Source organism: Pontibacter kalidii (assembly GCF_026278245.1).
Taxonomy (GTDB): Bacteria; Bacteroidota; Bacteroidia; order Cytophagales; family Hymenobacteraceae; genus Pontibacter; species Pontibacter kalidii.
Genome location: NZ_CP111079.1, coordinates 4797841 through 4823393, shown reverse-complemented (window position 1 = coordinate 4823393; position 25553 = coordinate 4797841). Strand labels below are relative to the sequence as shown.

General features: G+C 54.0%; 23 protein-coding genes. 11 read left to right on the top strand and 12 right to left on the bottom strand.

The annotated features are described in order from the left end of the window. Positions 1-596 precede the first annotated feature (596 nt). The 5 genes from OH144_RS20460 to OH144_RS20440 form a co-directional block, all read right to left on the bottom strand. A complete protein-coding gene (locus OH144_RS20460) occupies positions 597-1541 on the bottom strand; it encodes a ComEA family DNA-binding protein (protein ID WP_266204107.1) in 945 nt (314 codons plus the stop codon). A gap of 9 nt (positions 1542-1550) precedes the next feature. Continuing rightward, positions 1551-1709 (bottom strand): hypothetical protein, encoded by a 159-nt coding sequence (locus tag OH144_RS20455; protein ID WP_266204106.1) that lies wholly within the window; start codon positions 1707-1709, stop codon positions 1551-1553. 6 nt (positions 1710-1715) lie between these two features. Further along, positions 1716-3368 (bottom strand): sodium-dependent transporter, encoded by a 1653-nt coding sequence (locus tag OH144_RS20450; protein ID WP_266204105.1) that lies wholly within the window; start codon positions 3366-3368, stop codon positions 1716-1718. A 161-nt stretch (positions 3369-3529) separates the two neighbouring features. Continuing rightward, positions 3530-4441 carry an SDR family oxidoreductase gene (locus OH144_RS20445; RefSeq protein WP_266204104.1) on the bottom strand — a complete coding sequence of 304 codons (912 nt, stop codon included), beginning with the start codon at positions 4439-4441 and terminating at the stop codon, positions 3530-3532. A gap of 3 nt (positions 4442-4444) precedes the next feature. Continuing rightward, the gene (locus tag OH144_RS20440; RefSeq protein WP_266204103.1) at positions 4445-5095 is read right to left on the bottom strand and encodes a peptidylprolyl isomerase; all 651 of its coding nucleotides are present in this window, start codon (positions 5093-5095) and stop codon (positions 4445-4447) included. A 281-nt stretch (positions 5096-5376) separates the two neighbouring features. Here OH144_RS20440 and OH144_RS20435 point away from each other — a divergent pair, with 281 nt between their 5' ends. Further along, positions 5377-6933, top strand: coding sequence for an alanine/glycine:cation symporter family protein (locus tag OH144_RS20435; RefSeq protein WP_266204102.1), 1557 nt, complete (start codon positions 5377-5379; stop codon positions 6931-6933). 359 nt (positions 6934-7292) lie between these two features. Continuing rightward, positions 7293-7595, top strand: a complete 303-nt coding sequence (locus OH144_RS20430; RefSeq protein ID WP_266204101.1) for a hypothetical protein — start codon at positions 7293-7295, stop codon at positions 7593-7595. A gap of 96 nt (positions 7596-7691) precedes the next feature. On the opposite strand, the gene hemC is transcribed toward OH144_RS20430, so the two are convergent. From hemC to OH144_RS20410, 4 genes are all read right to left on the bottom strand, one after another. After that, a complete protein-coding gene (gene hemC, locus OH144_RS20425; protein ID WP_266204100.1) occupies positions 7692-8642 on the bottom strand; it encodes a hydroxymethylbilane synthase in 951 nt (316 codons plus the stop codon). Between the two features lie 170 nt (positions 8643-8812). After that, positions 8813-9937: a DNA polymerase III subunit gene (locus tag OH144_RS20420; RefSeq protein WP_266204099.1), complete on the bottom strand. Its 1125-nt coding sequence runs from the start codon at positions 9935-9937 to the stop codon at positions 8813-8815. Between the two features lie 122 nt (positions 9938-10059). Continuing rightward, positions 10060-11262, bottom strand: a complete 1203-nt coding sequence (locus OH144_RS20415; RefSeq protein ID WP_266204098.1) for a GlmU family protein — start codon at positions 11260-11262, stop codon at positions 10060-10062. 226 nt (positions 11263-11488) lie between these two features. Beyond that, positions 11489-11734 carry a type B 50S ribosomal protein L31 gene (locus OH144_RS20410; protein WP_073853987.1) on the bottom strand — a complete coding sequence of 82 codons (246 nt, stop codon included), beginning with the start codon at positions 11732-11734 and terminating at the stop codon, positions 11489-11491. A 187-nt stretch (positions 11735-11921) separates the two neighbouring features. On the opposite strand from OH144_RS20410, the gene OH144_RS20405 reads away from it, so the two are divergent. From OH144_RS20405 to secDF, 6 genes are all read left to right on the top strand, one after another. Further along, complete coding sequence (locus OH144_RS20405; RefSeq protein ID WP_266204097.1) at positions 11922-12437, top strand: phosphoribosyltransferase family protein; 516 nt, start codon at positions 11922-11924, stop codon at positions 12435-12437. Positions 12438-12540: 103 nt separating this feature from the next. Further along, the gene (locus OH144_RS20400) at positions 12541-13125 is read left to right on the top strand and encodes a non-canonical purine NTP diphosphatase (protein ID WP_266204096.1); all 585 of its coding nucleotides are present in this window, start codon (positions 12541-12543) and stop codon (positions 13123-13125) included. Between the two features lie 70 nt (positions 13126-13195). Continuing rightward, positions 13196-13816, top strand: coding sequence for a uridine kinase family protein (locus OH144_RS20395; protein ID WP_266204095.1), 621 nt, complete (start codon positions 13196-13198; stop codon positions 13814-13816). Then, positions 13813-14505 carry a potassium channel family protein gene (locus tag OH144_RS20390; protein ID WP_266204094.1) on the top strand — a complete coding sequence of 231 codons (693 nt, stop codon included), beginning with the start codon at positions 13813-13815 and terminating at the stop codon, positions 14503-14505. The genes OH144_RS20395 and OH144_RS20390 overlap by 4 nt, the downstream gene beginning before the upstream one ends. Before the next feature lie 89 nt (positions 14506-14594). Then, entirely contained in the window at positions 14595-14927 is a 333-nt protein-coding gene (locus OH144_RS20385; RefSeq protein ID WP_266204093.1) for an RNA methyltransferase, read from the top strand. A gap of 167 nt (positions 14928-15094) precedes the next feature. Next, positions 15095-18076, top strand: coding sequence for a protein translocase subunit SecDF (secDF, locus tag OH144_RS20380; protein WP_266204092.1), 2982 nt, complete (start codon positions 15095-15097; stop codon positions 18074-18076). A 157-nt stretch (positions 18077-18233) separates the two neighbouring features. Here the strand turns inward: secDF and OH144_RS20375 are convergent, their stop codons facing one another. Next, positions 18234-18848 (bottom strand): NifU family protein, encoded by a 615-nt coding sequence (locus OH144_RS20375; RefSeq protein WP_266204091.1) that lies wholly within the window; start codon positions 18846-18848, stop codon positions 18234-18236. A 415-nt stretch (positions 18849-19263) separates the two neighbouring features. Between OH144_RS20375 and OH144_RS20370 the strand changes: the two genes are divergently transcribed. The 3 genes from OH144_RS20370 to OH144_RS20360 all read left to right on the top strand — a co-directional run bounded on the left by OH144_RS20370 (position 19264) and on the right by OH144_RS20360 (position 22830). Beyond that, complete coding sequence (locus OH144_RS20370) at positions 19264-19389, top strand: hypothetical protein (RefSeq protein ID WP_266204090.1); 126 nt, start codon at positions 19264-19266, stop codon at positions 19387-19389. Positions 19390-19625: 236 nt separating this feature from the next. Next, positions 19626-21017: a sodium:proton antiporter gene (locus OH144_RS20365; RefSeq protein ID WP_266204089.1), complete on the top strand. Its 1392-nt coding sequence runs from the start codon at positions 19626-19628 to the stop codon at positions 21015-21017. Between the two features lie 1132 nt (positions 21018-22149). Next, on the top strand, positions 22150-22830 hold the full coding sequence (locus OH144_RS20360) for a peptidase associated/transthyretin-like domain-containing protein (RefSeq protein ID WP_266204088.1): 681 nt from the start codon (positions 22150-22152) through the stop codon (positions 22828-22830). Between the two features lie 2 nt (positions 22831-22832). Here the strand turns inward: OH144_RS20360 and aroC are convergent, their stop codons facing one another. Beyond that, a complete protein-coding gene (gene aroC, locus OH144_RS20355) occupies positions 22833-23912 on the bottom strand; it encodes a chorismate synthase (RefSeq protein WP_266204087.1) in 1080 nt (359 codons plus the stop codon). Between the two features lie 2 nt (positions 23913-23914). Next, complete coding sequence (locus tag OH144_RS20350; RefSeq protein ID WP_266204086.1) at positions 23915-25333, bottom strand: BatD family protein; 1419 nt, start codon at positions 25331-25333, stop codon at positions 23915-23917. Positions 25334-25553 lie beyond the last annotated feature (220 nt).

The following is a 25553-nucleotide window of genomic DNA, read 5'->3' as shown; positions in this document are numbered from 1 at the left end:
GCCTTACAAGCCTATTGTTTCATCTCTGACTTTGGTGCTCTCAAGCCCGAGAGGGCTCGTCCCCGGGCATCGCGCTGGGAGCTTTTCTTGCCCTCGTACCTCGGGCTGCCTCACTCGCGTTCGTCACCAGAAAAACTCGCATAGGCGCTCAACCCAAGGACTGGGATCAGATTCGATAGCCTCGGCCCTTGCTGTCATCTCGACCATCGGGAGAGATCTATCTAGAATTCCGCCTAGATCTCTCGCCCTGCTCGAGATGACAGGGAAGAAGAGGTAAGTATAACTCCCTCTCCTGTTTTTAGGAGAGGGCTGGGGTGAGGTTAAATTCCCCTCCATGGAAGGGTCAGGGGTGGGTTTATACTTGTAGGGACAGGTCGCTACCTGTCCGAGCGATACCAGCAGATACGGAGCTCATACTTCATCCACAGCAATGACAGTCTCCCCTCCTGGGGGTAGGGGCCCTCGAAAAAGATAAGGAGGGGCAGGGGTGGTTGGCCCCGGTAATGCCGGACTCCCTCTTTTTTAACAGATGGTTCGAGGATTTATATACCTGATGTAAGTAGCGGGGAGAGCCTACTATAAGGCAGCTCCTTCTTCTACAGCGTTAAGTATGGCTGCAGCTTTCCGAACAGGTCGGCTGTTACCAACTTCACCTGCCGCACATCCTCCACCTGCTCATAGCCCCCATGCTGCTCCCGGTACGCCACAATGGCCCGCGCCACGTTAGCGGAAATGTAGGGATGCGCCCGCAGTTCCTCGGCAGAGGCCGTATTTATACTTAGCTGCTGCACCGTGTTCGCCTTCGGCACGAAGGTATACTTGTGCAGGCTGTCTACCACCTCCGGCTGCAACCCAAACACCTCACGCAGCTGCTCCATACTATGGAAGCCGCCCAGGCCATTTCTAAAGTTCACGATCCTGGCCGATAGCTTGCTGCCAATGCCCCGGATTTGCTTGAGCTGCGTAGTATCAGCGGTGTTGATGTTGAAGGGAGCAAAGATGAATCTCTCCCGCTTGCCGGTGTTCCAGTTTGGGTTTGGCGTAGGGCGAGACGAGGAGCCGGCTATACTTTCTGAACGTTTATACTTGGAAGGGCGCTCCTCGGGCAGCTCGATGTAGGGGTAGAGCCGCTGGAAAACGGAATCCGGTATGCCGTAGATCCTGCCAAGCTCTGCCTTGTAAGTCAGGTCGCCTACTTTGCTACGGTAGTTCAGGATGCGCTGCGCCAGGTACTTCGGAAGCCCGAACGCCTGCCACTCCTCCACCGTCAGCTGGTTGGGGTTAAGCGGCTGAAGCGCCACCGTGGGCACGCTATACCTGGCGGCTCGCTCCGGCTGCCTTTCATCCAGCTGTGCCGCCAGGCTGTCGAGTAGCTGGCGGTCCAGCGCTGCGCTGAACTCCGGCTGCGGGGAAAGTATCCCGCTAAAAAGAAAAGGTGCCACCGAGAGCAGCACCAGTAAGGTGAGTAGCACCAGAAACGCATTAACCTCGCGCTGCGAAAAGCCAAAGTACCTGCGTATCCAGTGCTGTAATTTGTTCATGTATCGGTTCTACGGTTTTACCTGCCGGTCCGGATCATCATCGTTATCGAGGAATGAGTCGGGCTCAGGTTTTGGCGGCGCGCTCAGCACGCGCGTAAAAAAGTAAATCATCAGGCCGGTTACCAACGACATGGTACCGAGCATCACAACAAGCGCAGATGTATTCATGGTTTCCTAGATTCGTCCTTCTCTAACTCTTTTTTTATACGCAATGTAAACCAGCGCCGCAATACCCAGGAACACTGATACCAGGAGTATGCGCGAGGCGTTCACGAAGAACAGCGTTTCCTGCAGCTGCTCTATCACGGCTGGGTCAGTGGCCTCTGCCAACTGGCGCTTCAGGCTGGAGTTCTTGATCTTGTTGATGATGGAGCCATCGTCCAGCACCCACTCCCCGGCAAAAGCCTTGCCCCAATCACCGCCCTTCGGCGTTACCAGCGAGCCGATGAACACCCACAGCAGCAACAGCGGCGTCACGAACTTGATGATAAACTTATAGATGCCCGGCACCTTGATATCGGAGCCTGACATGATCTCGCGCCAGCCTCTGTCCATGCCGAATACCCAGGCAAACAGGATGGTCTCTACCAGGGCGAACACGACCAGCGACACGGTACCGGCCCAGTAGTCATATTCATCGAACACACCGTAGTGGAAGAAAAGTACGGTTGGCATGCCCAGCACCAGCACGATCAGGCCAAAGGACCAGGCGGCGGATTTACGCTTCCAGTTAAACTCATCCTGCATAAAGCCGATCCAGGGGGTGCCCATCGCCAGCGAGGACGTGATGCCGGCAAAGAACAGCAGGCCAAACCACATCACACCGGCTACTGCGCCCAGCACTTCTCCCCACTGCGTGAACAGGAACGGCAGTGTTTTAAACGCCAGCCCCAGGCCACCGGATTGCACAAGCTCTGTCACACGATCTATACCCAGGTAACCAATGGAGATCGGGATAAGGATAGAGGCACCCAGCACCACCTCCACGAACTCGTTCATCCATCCAGCCGACATGGCGTTCAGGGCGATATCATCTTTAGAGCGCACATAGGAAGCATAGCAATGGATCGTGCCCATGCCTACCGACAGGGTAAAGAAGATCTGGCCGGCAGCGGCCAGCCACACCGTAGGCGACCATAGTTTGGTGTAATCTGGTGTCCAGAGGAAGTTAAGGCCCACAGAACTATCGTTCACGGCACCTGCTTCTCCGGCGGTAATGGTAAAGCCTTTGTAGGCCAGGAACATACCGAACAGAATCAGCAAGGGCATTCCTATTTTGGCCACACGCTCCACCCCTCCTGACAATCCTTTGGAAAGGATCCAGGTGTTCAGCAGCAGGCAGATCACATAAAACACCACCGCCTCATAGGGTATGCCTAACGTAGAATCGCCAATGCTTACATAAGTATCGAAGAAAGCGGCCACCCCCTCCTGATCGAGCCCGTTGAAGGTGCCTAAGATGGAGTGAAACACGTAAGAGAGCGTCCAGGACTCCAAATAGCAGTAATAGGCCGCCACGGCAATGTTAGTCCAGATACCGAACACGCCTATGTATTTCCAGAGGCGGTGTTTGCCCATCGTATCCACAATGTAGGGTGTGGAGTGGTTTCCGAACCTGCCCCCGAAACGGCCCATCGACCACTCGATCCAGAGCAGGGGAATACCCATCACCAGGAAACAGACAAGATAAGGGATGATAAAGGCGCCGCCGCCGTTCTGCACCGCCTGCACCGGGAAGCGCAGGAAGTTTCCGAGGCCTACGGCATTTCCAGCCATTGCCAGGATCAGGCCGACGCGTGAGCCCCAGGATTCTTTGTTAGCACTCATAAAGTAAGGTAGAAGTGTTTAGTTAGTTTAGTTGTTGTAAGGTGTTGATCTTAGGTATTGGTGTTTGGTCGTAACGTGCTGAAATTTAAGCCTACAATATAGGTATTGCTTTGGATAGCTACATTAAAAATCAGATATTTTTAATATTATGCCGGAGCAGGCTACACCTGCCCTGCCGCCTGCTCCGCCACCATGCGAATACCTTCGGCAAACGTATGCGGGCGGTAGCCTAACTCGGTGGCTGCCTTGCGGATGATGAAACCGGTGCGCGCGGGGCGTTTGGCCGGCTGGGAGAAAGTGCTGCCGTCGGCTTTATCGATCAGCGATTTGTCCAGGTCAAAATAATCCGCTACCTGCAGGGCCATGTCGTAAGGGGTTAGCATTTCGGAGCCGGAGATGTGGTAGATGCCCTCGGCGTCTTTCTCGGCGGCCAGCCAGCAGCCCATAGCCAAGTCCTCGGCAAGCGTTGGCGTGCGGAACTGGTCGGTTACCACCTTTATCACCTTGCCCGCCTGCAGGCTGTCGCGCACCCACAGCACAATGTTGGTACGCCCCTGATCATTCACCACGCCGTATACCAGCACCGTCCGCAGTATGGCCCACTTGCACTTGGCCTTCTGCACGATCTCCTCGGCCATCAGCTTGGTCTCCCCGTAGAAGTTCACCGGTTTAGCCTCCGCCGTCTCGTCGTAGGGACCTGCTTCGCCGTCGAAAATAAAGTCGGTGCTGACGTGGATAAGGTGCACGTTATACTTCTCGCAGGTATTTACCAGGTACTGCACGGCATCGCGGTTCAGCAGCAGGGCACCCTCGCGGTCGTTCTCGCACTGGTCCACATTGGTCATGGCCGCGGTGTGGATGATGTGCGTAGGGCGGAACTCGCTTACCACCTGCTCCACCTGCTCCGGGTTGGTCACGTCCATGCTCCGGAAGGGCAGCGTGGGGTATAGTTCGCCCAATTTGTTTTCGCCCCGGCTGGTAGCCAGTAGCGCTATGTCTTGCTTTGGCAGCAGTAGTTCGGCCAGTTTCTGGCCCAGCAGCCCGTTAGAGCCGGTTATAAGGATGCGTTTCATGTGTTATTTCTTCTCCAGTGTCTGGGTGTTGTAATTGTAATTATACTTCTTGGCGATCTTTTTCTTCTTCACGTCTTCTACCGTCACCTTCATTTTAATATCTGATAAAGGGCGGTCGCGGCCATCTTTTGGCTGCTCGGCGATCTTATCCACCACCTCCAAGCCATCTACCACCTGCCCGAATACAGTGTATACTTGATCGAGCATGGGGGTGCCGTCGTGGTTCTCTACAATATAGAACTGGGAGCCACTGCTGGCGCGCGACGGGTTTACGCGATCGTCCTGGCGGGCGGCTGCCACGGCACCCCGCACGTGCTTATGAGCGGCGCTAATTTCGGCCGGCACTGTGTAGCCGGGGCTGCCGGAGCCGTCATTGCGCGGGTCATCGTCTTTGGTGTTCGGGTCGCCGCCCTGTATCATAAAACCGTCTATTACGCGGTGGAAGGTGGTACCGTCGTAGAAGCCTTCTTTGGTGAGTTTGAGGAAATTGGCTTTGTGCTGCGGCGTGTCGTCGAACAGCACCAGCTTAATATCGCCCTGCGGCGTGGAGATGGTCACGAGTTGATCTTTGCCCTTCGGCTTCTGGGCCAGCACCGCCAGCGGCAGCACACAGGCTACCAGCGCGGTTGCGGCCATGCGTTTCAGCAGTCTCATACTTAAAGTTAAATCGGTTCGGTTAATGTATTGCCGGCTAAATAGCAGGATTTCAAATTTAAACCTTTTTGGCACTTATTTATACTTTCAGGGCTTTTTCTACAACCTCCAGCAAAGCGCGACGAATATACTTAGGTATAAACTAAGGCCAAGGAATCCGTTTTATATTGAATTATACTTATTTTTTAATGAACTCACAGAGGCAATCCGGCTTAAAACTTTACTTTGGCAGCAGAAAAAGTTAAATTTAAGAAGAGTGACTAATCAACTAATCCATATAGATGAAAAGAATCTTACTTTCTGCAGTGCTCAGTCTGGGGGCCTGTAGCACCCTTTTTGCCCAGGCAAACAACATGACCATAGACGAGAAAATTGATGCAGCTGTCGCCCCTGCGGCCCAGTTCATCTCCGATATTATTTTTTATGAGGTCCCTGTGGGGGGAATCGGGATTCCGCTGATACTGGTGTGGCTGCTGGCCGGTGCCGCCTTCTTTACCGTATATCTCGGCTTTATTAACATCAGGGGCTTCCGGCATTCGCTCGACATTGTCCGCGGCAAGTATAACCAAGCGGACGCCCCGGGCGAGGTAACGCACTTTCAGGCGCTCACGGCGGCCGTTTCGGGCACAGTGGGCTTAGGTAATATTGCCGGCGTGGCCATTGCCATTTCGCTGGGTGGCCCGGGCGCTACGTTCTGGATGATCGTAGCCGGCCTGCTGGGGATGTCGTCTAAGTTCGTCTCGTGCACGCTGGGCGTAAAGTATAGGAATGTACACGCAGACGGCACCGTATCCGGCGGACCCATGCACTACCTGAGCAAAGGCATGAAGGAGCGCGGCATGGCTGGCGTGGGCAGGTTCCTGGCGGCTTTCTTCGCCGTTATGTGTATCGGAGGGGCTATTGGCGCCGGTAATATGTTCCAGATAAACCAGGCCACGCAGCAGTTCATCGCCGTAACCGGCGGCGAGGCCGGCTCCTGGTTCGGGGACGGCAACGCCTGGATCTTCGGTCTGATCATGGCCGTGCTGGTGGGCCTGGTTATACTTGGCGGCATGAAAAGCATTGCCCGCGTCACCGAGAAAGTAGTGCCGCTGATGTGTGCTGTGTATATTATCGCGGCCATCGCCGTGCTGATCTCCAATTTTACACTTATACCCGGTGCCTTCGCCGCTATTTTTGAAGGAGCCTTCTCGGCCACGGCCATCGGCGGCGGTGTGGTAGGTGTGATGCTCCAGGGCCTGCGCCGTGGCATGTTCTCCAACGAGGCGGGCATCGGCTCGGCTTCTATCGCGCACTCGGCTGTGAAGACCAACGTGCCGGTAACAGAAGGGTTTGTTGGACTGCTGGAGCCGTTTATCGACACGGTGGTAGTTTGTACCATCACAGCGCTGGTGATTGTGGTGACGGGCGCCTACCAGATGGACGCCGCCGGCGACGGCATTGCCCTCACCTCCACGGCTTTTGCCACTGTTATCGATTGGTTCCCCATGATCTTGGCCGCCGCAGTTATCCTTTTCGCATTCTCCACCATGATCACGTGGTCCTACTACGGACTAAAGTCGTGGACCTACCTTTTCGGCCACAACAAAGTAGCCGATGTCAGCTTTAAGCTGCTTTTCTGCACTTTTGTGGTGCTGGGGGCCCCGATGCAACTAGCCAGTGTGGTGGCCTTCTCAGATGCCATGCTGTTTGCCATGAGCATCCCCAACATGATCGGTTTATACTTGCTGTCGCCGTTCGTGAAGCGTGAGATGCAGGACTTCCTGGCCTATGCCCGCTCCTCCAATAATACCCCGCTTACCAAAGAGGCTGTAAAAGCTGAGGCCGCCAAGGCGTAAAGTATACTTTATAACCCAAGTTGCGATTTACTACCCCTACCCTGAAAGGAGCTATCAGGGAGTCTGGACGAAAGACTATCTGCCAAAGGACAAAGTATAAAACCACTTATACTACTCATATTTATTTTATACTTGTGGCAACGCTAAAGCAGCGGCTATCGAAATGACACCCAGTCTTTCCGTTGAGCGCCTTGTGAGATTCCGGTGCCCTGAAAGGGCATTGCGACGAAGGAGCAAAGGAAGGGAACACAGCGCGATGCGGGAAGACGAGCCCTCTCGGGCTGGAGAGCACCAAAGCCAGAAATGAAACGATAGATCTGTAAGTCTGGAGGATCAGCAGTAACTATAAAGTATAGCTTATGTCAAGAGAAAGGAAGCGGCAGCTAGGGAAGTATAAACCGGCAAGTATAAAAGTATGGCTTACGCGGATTAGGAAATCCGCAGCAGAAGTGGTTCCGGACAAAGATGTCCGGAACAGCAAGTATAAAAAGGCACAAGCGGACGCTTGCGCCAGCGGAAGTATAAAATATGGCTTTCCAAGCCAGTCGGGTTACAAACCCGACGCCATGGTAGGACACAAGTCTGAAGACTTGCGCCAGACGAAAAGGCCTGTGGCCAGGTATAAGTTTATACTTCCGAACATCGCAACGTGTGAGGTATAAAGTATAAAGAAGGCCCTCCTGCACCATGCAGGAGGGCCTTCTTTATACTTTACACAGGAACGATTGGATAGTCCGTGACCTGTCCCTACAGGTGTGCTACTCTTCCCGCTCCGCTCTTATATCTTTCAGGATTTCGGCACCTCCCTGGCTCAGGATGATGTTGGCTAGTTTTTCACCCAACTCACCGGCTTCGGAGGTTGGCCCTTCCAGTGTTTCCTGCAACAGCTTCTTTCCATCCAGGCTCACAATGCCGCCGCTTATACGTACGCCTTCATCGGTTAGCCTGGCCAGTGCGAAAGAAGGAATGCTGCAACCGCCTTCCATGGTACGCAGGAATGCGCGCTCAGCCAAAAGGCACACATGGGTTTCGGCGTGGTTGAGCGCCTGCTTCAAGGCTTTTTTCAGCTCGGGCTCCAGGTTCCTGGCACACTCAATGGCTACGCTGCCCTGCCCCACGGCTGGCACAAACTCATCCTCCGGAAAAGTGTACACGATCAGGTTGTCATACTCCATGCGGTGCACCCCGGCAAAAGCCAGCATCAGGGCATCCATCCCCTGCTCCTCCAGCTTGCGCAGGCGCGTTTGCAGGTTTCCCCTCGACTCCACGGTGGTGACGTTCGGGTAGTACTGCTTCAGCAGGGCCTTGCGGCGGGTGGAGGAGGTTCCGATCACTGCCTTGCTGCCCGGCTCCAGCTTAAAGTCCGGGTTCAGGGAGAGGAGTACGTCGTTGACTTTCTCGCGCTCCATAAAGGCCACCAGTTCCAGGTCCTCCGGAATAGAGGACTGCACATCCTTGGCGCTATGCACGGCTATTTCCACTTCGCCGTTACGAAGCGCAATCTCCAGCTCTTCGGTAAACACACCCTTAGAGCCAAGCTTGTCCAGCGACTTGTCGAGGATCTGATCGCCTTTGGTACTGAAGATTACGATCTCCGTTTTAAGTCCCACGGCCTGCAGCTTCTCCGCCGCCGCGTTGGCCTGCCACAGGGCCAGTTTGCTGCCCCGCGTTCCGATGCGTATCGTTTTGTCTGTTATATTCTCTGCCATGTTATACTTTACTTTGAGGCGGCTTTATACTTGCGCTGTGCCTCTGTTTATACTTCTTACTGAGAGATGGGGGTTTATACTTAAACGGTTCCTGTTTACCCACCCCTACCCCTCCCAAGAGAGGAATTATCAGAACCTAATAACCAATAACTAACATCCGACAACCAAAACTACCCCTTACGCAGGAAGCCGGCAATCTGCAGCGAGCTATCCACAAAAACCATCTTTGGGTTGGCGTTGCGCTCAATGTGGTAGTGCGCCTGGTTCAGTTCCTCGGCCAGTTCACCGGCATTGTTGCCTGTTATCACCTTGGAGAACTTCTGCACGAAGTCCAGCTCGGCGGGCGGCAGGAAAGCGACCAGGGAGGCATCCACCCCATACAACATCACCTTTCGGAACAGGTTGAGCGCGTAGAGCAGGAAATTCTTCTGGTTCTCACGCCCCAGCTTCTGAAAGTCCTCGCTCATCTCCACCAGGTTGCTAAACTTGTAGCCATAGCAGTGGCGCATCCATTCGGTGAAGAAAGTGAAGTAGTCGCTGCTGATCTCGCTGGTGAGCTTGGCGGCGGCGTTCAGGCTGCCCTCTGCCAACTGCGCTACCTGCGCGGCGCGGTCAGCCTCCAGGTTATACTTCTGTTGCACATACTGCACCACCTCCTGCTCGGTAAAGTTACGCACCTGCACGATCTGTGTGCGCGAGGTAATGGTGGCCAGCAGCTTCTCGGCCGCCTGCGCTACCAGCAGGAACAGCGTCTGGGCGGGCGGCTCCTCCAGCAGCTTCAGCAGGGCATTGGCCGCAGAAGGGTGCATCAGCTCGGGCAGCCAGATCACCACGATCTTATAGTTGCCCTCAAAGGCCTTCAGCGACACCAGCTTTACCAGTTGGCGGCTTTCGTCCTTGGAGATAGCCCCTTGCTTGTTCTCTGCCCCGATGTGCTGCATCCACTCGTTCAGGCCCTGGTAGGGGCTGGCAAGTATAAACTCGCGCCACTCGTTCATGAACTTGCTGCTCAGCGCATCCTTGCTCACGGTTTTGGTGGCCGTCACCGGCATCACGAAGTTAAAGTCGGGGTGCACCAGCCTGTTCATCTTCACGCAGCTGCTGCATGTTCCACATGAATCGCCGGGCTGTTTGTCCTCGCAGTTGATGTAGGTGGCATAGGCCAGCGCCAGCGCCAGGTTCGCGCTTCCCTCCTGCCCCAGAAACAGCTGCGCATGCGCCACATGGTTCTGTTGCACTGATTTGAGCAACAAAGCTTTTGCTTCCTGATGACCTATGATCTGAGAGAACTGCACGTGCGGAGTTAAAGGTTATGATTTGAGAGTCAATACAAAGATAAAAGACAAAGGACAAAAGACAGCACTTGCGCGCAACTCCTTTGTCTTTTGTCCTTTATTCCAATGTTTGTCAGATAATCTTATACTTTCTTGTCCCAGATACGGTACTGCTCGCCCTGCTCGAAGATGTATTGGAAGATGTTTTGCTCTGTTTCGCCAAAGTGCAGGTTGCGGCGCGACATGACCTTCTCGGCCAGCTCCATCGCCTTTGGCAACTGGAAGGTTACAAAACCAGCCGCCCCGCCCCAGCTAAACGAAGGGATAAACTGACGCGGAAAACCCGGACCGTAGATGTTGGCACTCACGCCCACCACTGTGCCGGTATTGAACATGGTATTGATGCCGCACTTGCTGTGGTCGCCCATAATGAGGCCGCAGAACTGCTGGCCTGAGCTCTTAAAACTGCCTTTGGCGTAGTTCCATACTTTTACCTCGGCGTAGTTGTTCTTCAGGTTCGAGGTGTTGGTATCGGCACCGATGTTGATCCACTCGCCCAGCACGGAGTTACCCAGGTAGCCCTCGTGGCCTTTGTTCGTATAGCCAAAGATCACGGAGGCCGCCACCTCGCCGCCCACCTTGCAGAACGGGCCGATGCTCACGTCGCCGCGCATTTTGCCGCCCACGTTCACATTGCTTTCCTCACCCAGCGCGAAAGGTCCTTTTATAACGGCCCCCTCATGCACCTGCGAGTTTTTGCCCAGGTAGATGGGGCCGTTCTCCGCGTTCAGGATGGCCGCCCGGATCTTCACGCCCTCCTCCACGAAGATGTTCTCCTCGTTGTACACCATGGTGTACCTGTCGTTGATGGGCTGGCTCTGCCGCCCGGCGGTAACCAAGGTATAATCGCTGCGGATCTGATTGCCGTTCTGCAGGAAGATATCCCATACATCCCGGATCACGGTGCAATTGTCGTACGCCTTCGCGTTGGCAGAAGTATAGTTGGCCAGTTCCTCCGGGGTCTCAAACATGAGGTTATCGCTGTGGAGGGCGATCAGCAGGCCGTTGTGGCGAAGCGCCTCGCCCGGCTTCAGCCCGCGCACGGCTGCTGCCAGCTCCGCATCCGGGACAACGGCGCCGTTGATGTAGAGGCTTTGGCCCGCGCCGGCTGTATACTTTGGCTGCAAGTATGGCTGCGTCAGGTAGGCGCCCGTGCCACCTAAGTGCCTGGCCCATTTTTCTGCTATTGTCAGGATACCCACGCGCACCTCGGCCACCGGCCTGGTGAAAGTCAACGGCAGCAGGTCCTGCCGGATAATGGCGTCATCAAAGAGGATGAAATTCATTCTGCAAAAGTATAAAACTTCTCCTTAAAAATGCATAAAACCCCTTATAACGCGGTAATATTTCGGGATGTAAGGGACCTAGGTACGCGTGGCGCTGCGCGTGTGCGTACAACACCACGTCCTGCTGCCAGGCTGCTTTTTTCGTCTACGAGGGGGAAACTAAAAAAGTCTCCCCAAACTAAATTGGGAAGACTTTTCCTGAAACGTTTTAACCGGAATAAACCGCTTATTTTTTCTTGTAACGGGTGTTGAATTTCTCCACACGTCCAGCGGTATCCACGAAGATGTTTTTACCAGTGTAGAACGGGTGGGAAGCAGAAGAAACCTCCACTTTGATTACCGGATACTCTTTACCATCTTCCATCGTGATAGTCTCGTCAGAAGTCATAGTAGAACGAGTGATAAATTTGAAATCACTTGTCATATCCTGGAAAACCACCTGTCTGTACTCTGGGTGAATGCCTTTTTTCATTATCGTAAACGTTAAATAACCTTAATTTCTGAATCGGACTGCAAATTTAACAACATTTTCTGAAAGTAAAACGCTATGCACCAAATTATTTTACGCTTCCGCCAAAAGCTGCGGCCAATCTAATTATCTTTTTAAATTTGCCTTAGCGGCCCTGTTTGCCGCGCCACCAAAGCCAGAACCATACCCTATGACACCAGAATATAAGCAGCAGAACCTGATACTGGACCGCAGCCAGATAGAGCAAAAGGTAAAGCGCATTGCCTACGAGATTTACGAGCGCAACTTTGAGGAACAGGAGCTGGTGCTGGCCGGCATCCACCCCAACGGTTACACCCTGGCCGAGCACCTGGCGGCGCAGCTGCAGCAAATATCGCCTTTAAAAGTGCAGCTGCTGCAGGTTACACTAAACAAAGACACGCCGCTGCAGGAGCCGGTGCAGTTGCAGCCCCAAAGTATAAACCTGGAGGGCAAGGTGGTGGTGCTGGTAGACGACGTGCTGAATACTGGCAAAACGCTGGCCTATACGTTAGATGCTTTTCTGCCACAGAACCCGAAGAAGGTGGAGGTAGCCACCCTTGTAGACCGCCATCACCCGCTCTACCCGATCGCCGCCACCTACACCGGCTACTCGTTGGCTACCACGCTGCGCGAGCGCGTGCAGGTAGTGCTGCAGCCGGATGAGGTAGCCGCGTACTTGCTGTAGAATAATAGTTGCTGGTTAATAGTAGCTAGTTTTTAGACCCGGCCAAAACGAAGTATAACGCCCCTCAACATCATACTACAACAACTGTTAACGAATACCTAAAATGAAGAAACTCTGCTTTGCCACCAATAACCGCCACAAGCTGGCCGAGGTGAGCCAGATGCTGGAGGGCAAGTATGAACTGCTGACCCTGCAGGACATTGGCTGCAACGAGGAGTTGGCCGAGGAGCAGGACACACTGGAGGGCAACTCGCGCCAGAAGGCGGAGTATGTGTGGAATAACTACCACGTGAGCTGCTTTGCCGACGATACCGGTCTGGAGGTGGAGGCGCTGAACGGAGAGCCCGGTGTATATTCGGCACGCTATGCCGGTCCGCAGCGCTCCGACGCAGACAACATAAACAAGCTGCTGGATAGCCTGCAGGGGCAGCCAAACCGCCGCGCCCGCTTCCGTACCAGCATCACCCTGATCCTGGACGGGCAGCAGCACCAGTTCGAGGGCATCGTAACAGGAAGTATAGCCACCGATTGGAAAGGCGACAAAGGCTTCGGCTACGATCCGGTGTTCGTGCCCGACGGCCACGACCGCACCTTCGCCCAGATGAGCGCCGGGGAGAAGAACGCCATCAGCCACCGCGGCCGCGCCACTGAGGAGCTGGTGAGCTTCCTGAAAAGCCTGGAAGTATAAAAATAACGCGCCGGATTAGCCAAGTAGCTGCTAATGTTTTATTTTTGTGGTCTGAAACCAAAGCCTTCTAATGCAAAAGCCATTCATCGTCGGGATTACAGGAGGTAGTGCTTCAGGAAAAACTACTTTTTTAAACAAGCTGCTTACCTCGTTTGCCCCGGAGCACGTTTGCCTGATCTCGCAGGACAACTATTACAAGCCGCGCGAGCACCAGACTGCAGACCTCAACGGGGTGATCAACTTCGACCTGCCCTCCTGCATCGACGACGAGGCCTACGCTCATGATATCCTGAAGGTAAGCCAGGGCGAGACCGTTTACCGCCAGGAGTATACCTTTAACAACCCCGATGTAGTGCCACGACAGCTGGAGTTCAGGCCAGCCCCTATTGTGGTGGTGGAGGGCATCTTCGTGTTTTATTTTGAGGCGATCGCCAACCTGCTGGACCTGAAAGTATACATCGACGCGAAGGAGTACATTAAGCTGCAGCGCCGCATCGTGCGCGACAAAATAGAGCGCGGCTACGACCTGGACGACGTGCTATACCGCTATACCAACCACGTGGCCCCTACCTACGAGAAATACATCAAGCCATACAAAAACGACGCGGACATCATCATCCCGAACAACGCCAATTTTGAGCGCGGGCTGGAGGTGCTCACCACCTACCTAAACGCTAAGATAAAAGCATGAGGAGCAAATTTGCGGTCATCGGCCTGGGTATCTTCGGCCACTCCATAGCCACCACGCTGGCAGAGCGCGGCGCCGAGGTAATCGCCATCGACTACGACGAGGACCATGTGGAGGCCATTAAAGACCAGGTAGCCTATGCCGTGGCCCTGGACGCCACCGATATCCGCGCCCTGGAGGCGCAGAACATACAAGACATGGACGCGGTGGTGGTGGCCATAGGGGAGGATTTTGAGGCGTTGCTGATCGCCACAGCCAACCTGCAGGAGCTGAACGTGAAGCGTGTGATTACCCGTGCCTCCAACAAGCAGCAGCGCCGCATCCTCGAGAAAATGGGGGTGCAGGAGATCCTTTCGCCAGAGGGAGAGGTAGGTAAAACCGTGGCCGAGCGCCTGCTGCAGCCCAGCATCCGCACGTTCCTGCCGCTGCCGGACAACTATGAGATCGTGGAGATTAACGCGCCGCGCAACATCGCCAACCGCAGCGTGGCCAAAATATCGCTCCGCGAGAAGTATAACCTGAACCTGATCACCATCAAGCGCTTTTTTGAGGAGATACAGGACGGCAAGCCCACCCAGGTAGAGCACATCATCGGTGTGCCCAAAGCTGATACCATTATTTACCCTTCAGATATTCTGCTGCTTATCGGCAAGAAGCAGGATGTGAAGCGATTTATTGAGGTAAACCGTTAAATTTTTCTTTTTTAACAGAAAAGATTTCATATTTGCGGTTATACATGCCAAAAGCCAGAAACATATCCAGCCACCTACGGCATCTGCTGATGTCTCTAACCCTGCTGTGGGCGCTTATGCTCAACGGGCAGGAGGTGATGGCATATACCTCGGCCACTGGTGCGGCGCAGCAAAAGAACACCGAGCTAACTCCTGCCACGGATGCGGAGAAAACGCGTGTAAAGCAGAAAGTATCGCTGGAGGGCACCACCTCTTTTGTAGCCCTTAAGAACCTGCAGCAAGACCTGGAGCCGCTTCCGCAGCAACCGGCCTTTGCGCGTACAGCCACTGCGCTGCTGCCTGCAGCCTACACGGCCGTACCTCCGGGGGCTGGTTTTGCTGCCCGTATCTTACCAACTACCGTACAGCCCAACGCCCCGTAGGCTGCCCCCTTTCCTTTCTCTTTCCCCTGCTAACTCCAGGCCTCCGTACTGCTGTATCCGGCAGTCAACGGAACGCACCAGACATCATTATAGTTATTTAAGAGTCCCTGAGGGGGGAAACGTATTTTGTACCCAACAATCAATTAATTCATACTTTTACTTAAACAATGCGGAACAAATCGTTAATTATCGTTCTGACGTTGATCGTATCGGCACTCTGCCTTTACTTTCTGTCGTTCTCATTCGTTGCCAACAGCGTGCAGGAAAAAGCGGAAGCTTATGCCACAGACGCGCAGGGCAACGTTGATCTAGCCAAAAAGCAAACGTACCTCGACTCCATGTGGAAGGAGCCCGTGTTCATGGGCATGACCTACCAGGAGGTAAAGGAAAAAGAGCTCGGACTGGGCCTTGACCTGAGAGGTGGTATGCACGTGGTACTGGAAGTATCGCCTGTAGAGATCGTGAGGTCTATGTCTGGCAACAGCAAAGACCCTAACTTCCTCAAAGCGCTGGACCGCGCCAAGGAAATGCAGCGCAACAGCCAGGAGCGTTTCACGACGCTGTTTGCCCAGGCTTACCGCGAAATCGAGCCGGAAGGCCGCCTGAGCCGCATCTTCTCTAACACGGCGAACCGTGGCAAGATCAGCTACGAGTCTACTAACGAGGAGGTGGTCGACGTAATCCAGGCGGAGGTAGATGACGCCATCGACCGCTCTTTCAACATCCTGCGTACGCGTATCGACCGCTTTGGCGTGACACAGCCAAACATCCAGCGCCTGAAAGGCACCGGCCGTATTCAGATTGAGCTTCCGGGCGTAGACAACCCTGACCGTGTGCGCAACCTGCTGCAAGGCATGGCGAACCTGGAGTTCTGGGAAGTATGGACACCACAGGAGTTTAACCCATACCTGATGCAGGTAGGCCAGCACCTGGACGAGCTGCAGCGCGCCGGCAAACTGAACCTGCGTGGCGCTAGAGCCGCCGCCACCAAAGCACCGGTTGCCGCTGACACGGCCACAGAAGACGTACTGGCACAAGCCGCCGCCACAGACTCTGCCGCTATTGCCGCTACCACACCAACCGACACAGCCGCCGAGCAGGCGGATACTGCCGCCCTTGACCAGCAGGGAGGCGTACTGGCGAATCTGTTCACAGCGATGCCAGGCGGTATCGGTGCCAACGTACGCGACACAGCCACCATCAACGAGCTGTTCAACCGTGCCGACGTGCGTTCTATGCTGCCTCCGAACATGAAGTTCCTGTGGAGCGTGAAGCCGCTGGAGGGCGACAGAGGCCAGGCGTTTGTAGAGCTTTATGCCATCAAGAAAGGTCGTGACGGCAAAGCTCCGCTGAGCGGCGATGTGATCAACGATGCCCGTCAGGACTTTGACCAGGCAGGCCGTCCGGAGATCAGCATGACCATGAACCCGACCGGCGCCAGAAAGTGGGCACGCCTGACAGGTGACAACATTGGCCGCCAGGTAGCCATCGTGCTGGACAACTATGTATACTCTGCCCCGGTAGTACAGGGCGAGATCACAGGCGGCAACTCCTCTATCTCCGGTAACTTTACCATTGACGAGGCACAAGACCTTGCCAACATCCTGAAGGCCGGTAAAATGCCTGCTCCAACCCGTATTGTGGAGGAAGCCATCGTTGGTCCGTCCCTGGGCCAGGAGGCTATCAACCAGGGTTTGATCTCTACACTGGCTGGCCTGTTGATCGTGGTGATCTTCATGGTCGCCTACTACGCACGCGGTGGCTTTATTGCTGACCTTGCCCTGCTTTTCAACGTATTCTTTATACTTGGTGTACTGGCCCAGTTTGGCGCCGCGCTGACGCTGCCAGGTATTGCCGGTATCGTACTGACACTGGGTATGGCCGTGGATGCGAACGTGCTTATTTTCGAGCGTATGCGGGAGGAGGCTGCCAAAGGCCTTAACATACGCGCCGTTATAGACGCCGGCTACGGCAAAGCCTTCAGCACTATCTTTGATGCCAACGTAACCACGTTCATTGTAGGCTTTATCTTATACTTCTTCGGTTCCGGTCCGGTGAAAGGCTTCGCCATTACGCTGATGATCGGTATCGTAACGTCTTTCTTCACCTCCGTATTCATCTCAAGACTGCTGGTAGAACGCACCTTAAAGAAGGCCGGCAAACTGTCTTTCTCCTCTTCGCTTGCCGATAAGATGTTCCGCAACGTGAAGTTCGATGTCATGAAACTTAGAAAGCCAGCGTATGCCTTCTCTATTGCAGTTATCGCGTTCGGCTTCATAGCCATGGCTATTAAAGGGCCAAACCTGGGTATAGACTTTACAGGTGGCCGCTCTTACGTGATTGAGCTTGACAAGGCTGTTCCGGCCTCTGACATACGCTCCACGCTTATGGACGACTTCCAGCAGGCAGGCACGGAGGTGAAGACGTTTGGTGCCTCTAACCGTGTTAAAGTGATTACCAGCTGGCTGGCCGATGACGAGAGCACAGAGGCCGATACGCAGGTGAAAACGGCACTGGAGCAGGGACTACAGGAATACAGCAGCCTGAACCCGCAGATCCTGAGCTCAGCTAAAGTGGGTGCCACGATGGCTGACGATATCCAGAATACTGCCTTGATCGCGGTACTGTTAGCACTGGCTGGTATATTTATTTATGTGATGTTCCGTTTCAGGAAGTGGCAGTTCTCGCTGGGCGGTGTAGTTGCCCTCCTCCACGATGCCCTGATGATCATCTCAGTGTTCTCTATCCTGAACCTGTTTGGCATTTCTTACGAGATGGATCAGGTGTTCATTGCGGCGGTACTGACCATCATCGGTTTCTCTATCAACGACACGGTGGTAATCTTCGACCGTGTGCGGGAGTACATGCAGGATAATCCACGCGCAACAATCAGGCAGATTGTTAACCCAGCCCTGATCAGCACATTCAGCCGTACTGTCATTACTTCCCTGACCCTGTTCCTGGTAGTAGTGATCCTGTTCCTTTTCGGTGGGGAAGTACTGCGCGGCTTCTCACTGGCTATGATCATCGGTGTGTTGGCCGGTACTTATTCTTCCCTGTTCATCGCTACGCCAATTGTAGTAGATACGATTAAGGAGGATACCAAGCAGCCTGTAGCTACACCGCAGGTAGCCCAGAAAGTTCGCTAAGTAACAGCAGCACAAACCAGAAAAGCCCGGAGCAAACGCTTCGGGCTTTTCTGGTTTTAGGAGGTGGCTAAACATTGAGCTGTAAAAAAGCTCTGAAAGCAAAACAGCCAACCCTGATCAGGGGCTGGCTGTTTTTATACTTTATGCGTTGGTGCGGTTAGACCGTTACGCCATCGGCAACAACTTCTTTTACTTCCGGTACCATGCGCTTGAGCAGGTTCTCGATACCAGCCTTCAGGGTTACGGTGGCGGAAGGGCAGCCGCTGCAAGAGCCTTGCAGGTGCACGGTTACCACCCCATCGTGGTAAGACTTAAAGGTGATGTTACCGCCGTCCTGCTCCACAGCAGGGCGCACGTAGTTCTCCAGCAGGTCAATCACCTTTTTAGAGATCTCAGTGTCCTCAGCTGATGCCTCGCCGTGGCCAGCGTCGGCAGGCTGCGACTTGGCGGCAGAGAATCCTTCGTTAAAGATGGGCCCGCCAGCCTCTACGTAAGACTTCAGGAACGTACGCAGCTCCGGGATGATCTTTACCCACTCCAGGTCGGCGCTCTTGGTCACGGTTACGAAGTTGCTTGCAATAAACACACGTGAAACGTAGTCGAAGTTGAACAGCTCCTGCGCCAGCGGCGACTCCAGTGCGCTCTCCACATCGGGATAATCTACGCTCTGGCCATCGGGCAGCATCTGCACGTTCATCACAAACTTCATCGACTCGGGGTTCGGGTTCGCCTCCGCGTATACAGAGACCATCTTTTCTTTATTTTCTAACATGATATTACGCTGTTTAATGTTAAAACCTGTAGGTATTGCATTAAGTTTCCAAAATTAGGCATTATTTGCGACAAGTGCATATGCTTGCCGCTCCTGCTCCAGTGATGCTGCTCCTGCCTCCGTCTGTAAGTATAAAACACAGCACTTCCACAAACCTTCTGGTCATAACCAGATAACACAGTAAGTGTTTTTATGCTATTCATAAGTATAAATCCTGCGCACATCTACCAACTGTAGCCTTGTCGTTAGTTTAAAGTTACAAAGCCCGGCAGCTGTAACACAGGGTATCCGGGTGGTTTATTTTAAGTCTGGGATGAGCTAGAAAAAGTTGGACTTACAGGAATCAAATTTATGACCACAAAAATAAGCAAAGCATGAAAGAGAGCACAAAGGACAAGGAAGACAACAGAAGTCTTTGAAAGCGAAAGTGAAGGATGACACAGGCACGGGAGCCAACCACGGGCAGGAGCCGGATGTGATAAAAGACGAGGACATACCCGTGCTAACAATGGATACGGCACAGCTACGGGAGGAGAAGTAGTACAATTCAGGAGCTTCAAAAGCAGGAATCGCAAAGCCCGAACCACTTTGCGATTCCTGCTTTTGAAGCATTGTGGGTAAAGTATAATTTAACAGGAACAAGCTTTGGTCACTGCTGCTGCTGCTCCATGTAGGTACATTAATTATGCAATCAGGAGCTCACAAAGCCTAGCTATTTAGTGCAGAAAATGTATCTTTGTGCTGCAAGCAAAATCTAACACAGCACTAATCCAAACCATGCTAAACAACTTTATACTACTGGCTCAAGCTCAGCACGCCTTACCCTTGTTCCTGATCGTACCGTTTCTGATTCTGATCGGTATGATCGCTGCCGGACCAATCTTCTTCGGTCATTTCTGGGAGCATAACTACAAAACCGTGGCCGTCGTGCTCGGCCTGACCGTGCTGGCCTACTACCTGTTTGTACTGGGCGACGTACACATGCCAGCGCACACAGCGGCAGAATACATTACGTTTGCGGTACTGCTCAGCTCACTTTATATTGCCGCGGGCGGTATCTACCTGAATGTGAATGCCAATGCCACGCCGCTCATGAATGTGGCTTTGGTGGCAGTTGGAGCCGTTCTGGCAAGCATCATCGGCACAACAGGTGCTTCGCTGCTGCTTATCCGCCCCTTCATCAGGCTCAACAACCACCGCATCAAACCTTACCATATCGTCTTCTTCATTTTTATCGTAAGCAACGCCGGCGGCCTGCTCACACCACTCGGAGATCCTCCCCTGTTCATCGGCTTTATCAAGGGCGTACCGTTCTTCTGGACGCTGGAGCACCTGATCACCCCTTGGTTCCTGAGTATCACGCTGCTTTGCCTGATGTTCTTCCTGGTTGACCGCCGGAACAAGGAGACAGTGTTTACACCTAACCCGGAGGTAGTTGCCAGAAATAACGAGAAGACGGAATTCCACTTCTCCGGTAAGCGCAACATCTTCTGGCTGGCCATCATCATTGGCGCCGTGTTCCTGGATCCGAACGTGGTGGAGGGACTGCCGCACATCTACTACGATGGCACCAAAATTTCTTTCCTGCGTGAGATCATTCAGCTTTCCGCTGCCTTTATGTGCTATCGTTTCTCCAGCAAGACTGCCCTGGCCGGAAACCACTTTAACTTCCACCCTATCCTGGAGGTAGTATTCCTGTTCTTCGGTATCTTCTTTACCATGATGCCGGCCCTGCAGCTTTCCGCTCAGATTGCCTCATCTCCTGAGTTTGCCAAGTATATCACCCCAAGCTTCCTGTACTGGGCCACCGGCTCGCTCTCCGGCTTCCTGGACAATGCCCCAACCTACGCTAACTTCCTGTCGCTGGCCATGGCTAAGTTCGACCTGTCGCAGGGCAGCGTGGCTGATGTGCGCACGTTTGCTGAGGGCACCTCTGCCGCAGGCATGGAGACACTGATCCAGCTAGAGGCAATATCGCTGGCAGCCGTGCTTTTCGGAGCCGTCACCTACATCGGTAACGGGCCAAACTTCATGGTGAAGGCCATTGCCGAAAGCGCCGGCATCAAAATGCCTTCCTTCTTTGCCTATATCCTGCGTTACTCCATCCCGTTCCTGCTGCCAATTCTGGCGCTGGTATGGTACCTGGTAGTACACCTGAGGCTTTTCTAAGCGAAGTATAACGTATAAAAACAGCCGCCTTTGCTTTGCAAGGGCGGCTGTTTTGTTTTCAGTGGATTCTGTAAAGTATAAAATTCAGGTGGTGATTCAGGCATATAGTGAAAGTGTAATGCTATTCCTGACTTCTTTTCATCCACTTCATTTGGCGCAAGTTCTTTCCTGGCGCGAATCTTCAGACTTATATCCTACAGTAGGTGTCGACTCTCTTACTCGACTGGCTTGAAAAGCCATACTTGCTCTGGCTATACTTTTATACTTGCTGCTATACTTTATACTTTCCACGCTGCCGCGGGCTTGCAGCCCGTGTCTTTTTATTTGTTGGGTTTCCAACCCGACTGGCACGCAGAGCCATACTCGCTTCCGCTCTTTCGGATTTGCAATCCGGAAGTATAATAGCCGCGGATTTGTAATCCGCACGAGCCACACTTTTATACTTACCGGTTTATACTTGTGCCAGACTTTATTCTTTGCTTATACTTTCTTAGCCGCTGCTTCCTGCATTTTGACACAAGCTATACTTTGTAGCTACTGCTGATCCTCTAGTTTCCACAAACCTACCGTTTCATCTCATGCATTCTGCTCTCAAGCCCGAGAGGGCTCGTCTTCCCGCATCGCGCTGTGTTCCCTCCTGCCTCCGCTGCGCTACGGCTGCTCAACAAGTTGAGCACCGGATCTCACAAGGCGCTCAACGGAAAGACTGGGTTCAGATTCGATAGCTGCTGCCTTACTGTCACCTCGACCTTTGGGAGAGATCTCTTTAGAATACCGGATAGATCTCTCGCCCTGCTCGAGATGATAGGGAAAGGAGTAAGTATAAACTCCCTCTCCTGTTTCTAGGAGAGGGTTGGGGTGAGGTGAAATGGGGCATGGACGGTTAGATTCGGTACTACAAAAGCTACTTCCAAGTCTCTGGCAGAAGATGGCTGCTGCCGGCCCATACACCACCTGGAGGAGCTGGCGCGTTGGGGCTACGTGCCGGACAGCACGTTCAGCTAAACCAATACTTTTCAGTTAGCCGCAGCCCCGCAGGCAATACCTCAAAGTATGAGCGCGTTACATATAATTATACTTATTTTATTATATTTATACTGCGTCTTATCCTGAAGCACCTGCTACCTTGGCTATGAAAAACAACCCCTTCCGCCTTATTGGCTGCCTGTCTTTTATACTTCTGTGTGCCATCCTTTGGCCAGGGAAAGCAGCGGCGCAGCAGCAAAAGCAGGTGGTGCAGCTATCTGGGTTGGTGGTGGCGGGAGACAGCGCAACAGGCATGGCTAATGTGGCCGTATTTGTGCCGAATACAAACCGGGGCACCCATACCGGTCCAAGAGGCTTTTTCTCGCTGCCGGTGCTCCCCGGCGATAGTGTGGTAGTGGCCGCGCTGGGTTACCGGCGACAGTACTTCCTCCTCCCCGAAACTTTCACGGGCAACAGCTACTCCACACTTCTCCATCTCCTCGAAAGCCCCACCGAGCTACCCACCGTAGACGTGATGCCCTGGGCCACGGAGCGCGACTTGCGTGAGGCTGTCTCGAAACTGAACCTGCCCAGGGAGCAAAAGCCGGAGGTGGATCTGGGGCCGCTAGAGGAAAAGGATCTTACGAAGATGCGGGCTATGGATGCGGAAGCCAATGCAACATACGGCCTGCAGCAGACCATGCGCCAGCAGCAGCGTCGCTACATGGTGCCCAGCGATGTGAAGCTGCTGGGCGTTTCTATTGGCGGCAAAAAGAAAAAGGCCTCCCGCGCAAGTAAAAAACGCGCCAGAGGCCTTCTAAAAGAGCAGGAAGTCAAAAAGGACTGAGCTTATACTTTGTTTGCCTTCTGGCGCAGCAGGAAGTCGGCTATCACCAGCGCGGCCATGGCATCCACGATAGGCACGGCCCGGGGCAGCACGCAGGGGTCGTGGCGGCCTTTGCCCTGCAGGGTTATCTCCTCCCCGGCGTCGTTTATGGTTGTCTGGGGCTGCAGGATGGTAGCCACGGGCTTAAAGGCCACGTTGAAGTAGATGTCCTGCCCATTGCTGATACCGCCCTGTATGCCGCCGGAGTTGTTGGTGCGGGTGCGGATGTTTCCCTGCTCGTCGGTATAAAACTGGTCGTTGTGCTCGGAACCCCGCATTTTCACGCCTTCGAAACCACTGCCGTACTCAAAGCCCTTCACGGCGTTTATACTTAGCATGGCCTTGCCCAACTCGGCGTGCAGCTTATCAAAGACAGGCTCACCCAAGCCGGCAGGCACGCCTTTCACCACACAGCTCACCACACCGCCGATGGTGTCGAGGCTGTCGCGGGCCTCTTCCACCACGCCAATCATGCGGGCTGCCGTTTGGCCGTCGGGGCAGCGTACTTTGTTCGAGTCTATCTGGCTCAGGTCGAGCTCCTGGTAGGGCTTGCGCAGCTTTATACTTCCCACCTGCGACACGTAGCTCTGCACCGTAATGCCGTAGTGCTGCAGCAGCTTTGCAGCCAGCGCACCGGCTGCCACGCGCGCTACGGTCTCGCGGGCCGAGCTGCGCCCGCCACCACGGTGGTCGCGGGTGCCGTACTTAGCCGTATAGGTATAATCGGCGTGGGACGGGCGGAAAGCCTGGGCTATATGGCTGTAGTCGTGGCTATGCTGGTCTTTGTTGTTCACCACCATGGCGATGGGCGTGCCTGTGGTTTTGTCCTCAAACACCCCCGAAAGGATGGTGACCTTGTCTTCCTCCTTGCGAGGGGTGGTAATGTCGGATTGGCCGGGGCGGCGGCGGTCCAAAGCCTGCTGTATCTCTTCCAGGCTAATGTCCAGTCCGGCCGGGCAGCCATCTACTATCACCCCCACTGCCGCTCCGTGCGACTCGCCGAAGGTTGTTATCCGAAAAAGCTTTCCGTAAGAATTACTCATAATTATCGCTTTATAAATATAAAGACAGACACGCCCAGCAGCACCAGCAAAATGATGTTGGTGTAGCGCTTAATCTCGTTAAACAGATGCACGCTTACCAGTGTGTTGTCTTCGTTATTGATGATTTTGTAGAAAGAACCCAGGTCCCGCGACATCACCAGGGCGTCGTTGTCGGGGGCCCCGGTTACGTGCACCTGCAGGGTTGGCCGCAGCGTGTCGTAGGCGGCCGTGGCGGGGTTAAAGTATACCCACTCCATTTTCCGGCTCATGTTATACACCCCTGCTTCGCGGGCAATGATGGTGTAGGCAAAACGTTTGGAACCCATGACCGTGCCTGCGCGCCGGGTAACTTCCTGCTGCACATCGGGCGGGTAAAACTCCAGCCCTGCCGGCGCTGAGGGGTCTGGCGGCATAATGGCGTCCAGGTTCCCGGTGCCCTCCACCTGAAACACGTAGTTAAAGGTCTTGTTCACGGGCACCACCTCCTGCGACAGGCGCTCCTGCAAGCGGTAATCGCCCACGGCTACCACATCGCGCAGCGGGTGCGGCGGCAGCTCCTTTACCTGCACCTCGCGCGGCCTGGAGAAAAACGTCTTGTGGCCCTCCTGCCGGTCCTCGGTGAGCAGCGTCGGGTTCTTGGCCACCTTATACTTTATCATCCGGAGCCTGAGCTGCGGAAATACTAGCGGCTTGGCCATAATGGGGTACAGCACGGCCTCGTAGAGCTTAAAGCGCAGGTAGGGCTCGCCCTGCACCGTTACGTTTTCGGGGGTTATCTCCGTAAAGTCAAAGGTCTCCTCCCACACGTGCGACTGCTTCAGCTGCCGCAGAATGCCGTTCATCTGGTTCGCGAAATCGTAAAAATCCAGCAGGCGCTGGTCCTGCTCAGCCAGGTAAAAGTATAGGGCCACGTTTACGCCCTCCCCCACAAAAACCTCCTCCTTATCAGTATACAGCGTCAGGAAAGCGTTATCCTCCCTGTCCACGAACTCGGCCTCCTGCTCCGGCTGCACCTGCTCCTCCTCCGGCAAAATCATATTGGGGGGCAGGTTGGCATCCTGCGGCACATCGGCCTGCATCTCCGTCACGTTGATCACCATCCCCTCCGACTGCAGGGTCTGCCCGTTCACCTTCATCGTGAAAGGCTTTAATGTATAAACGCCTTCATCGAGGGCGGCATAGTTCTGGGTAATGGTCAGAATAGTGGTGGTGGTACCGCCGGTGATGATGGTCTTGGTGGAGGAATATTTGTTGCTCTTTTTAAAGCCTTCAATCTCGGGGAAAGAAGTATACTCCTGCAGCTGCTGATTCTGCAGCCTTACCGAGATAGTGTAGTACTGGTTTAGCGGCAGCGAACTCTTACCCAGCTCAATAGCTATCTGCTGCGCCAGGGCCGGCACAAGCAGTAGGAGGCAAAGCATAAGGGTCAGAGTTAAGGCTCGCATGGTTCAGGGCCGCTGCGCTGCGGCAAGTCGCTAAGGGGTACAAGGGCAAATTTAATACTTTTTCGGTAGGAACCACGTTCTTAGGATAAAGGCGCGCAAGGTCGCAAAATTGGCTTTAGCTGCTGGCAGTGCCGTTTTCTGTGCGTTAGCTGTTGCGCCATTCTATAAAACGCCGCAGCCGGTGGCAAAAGTATAA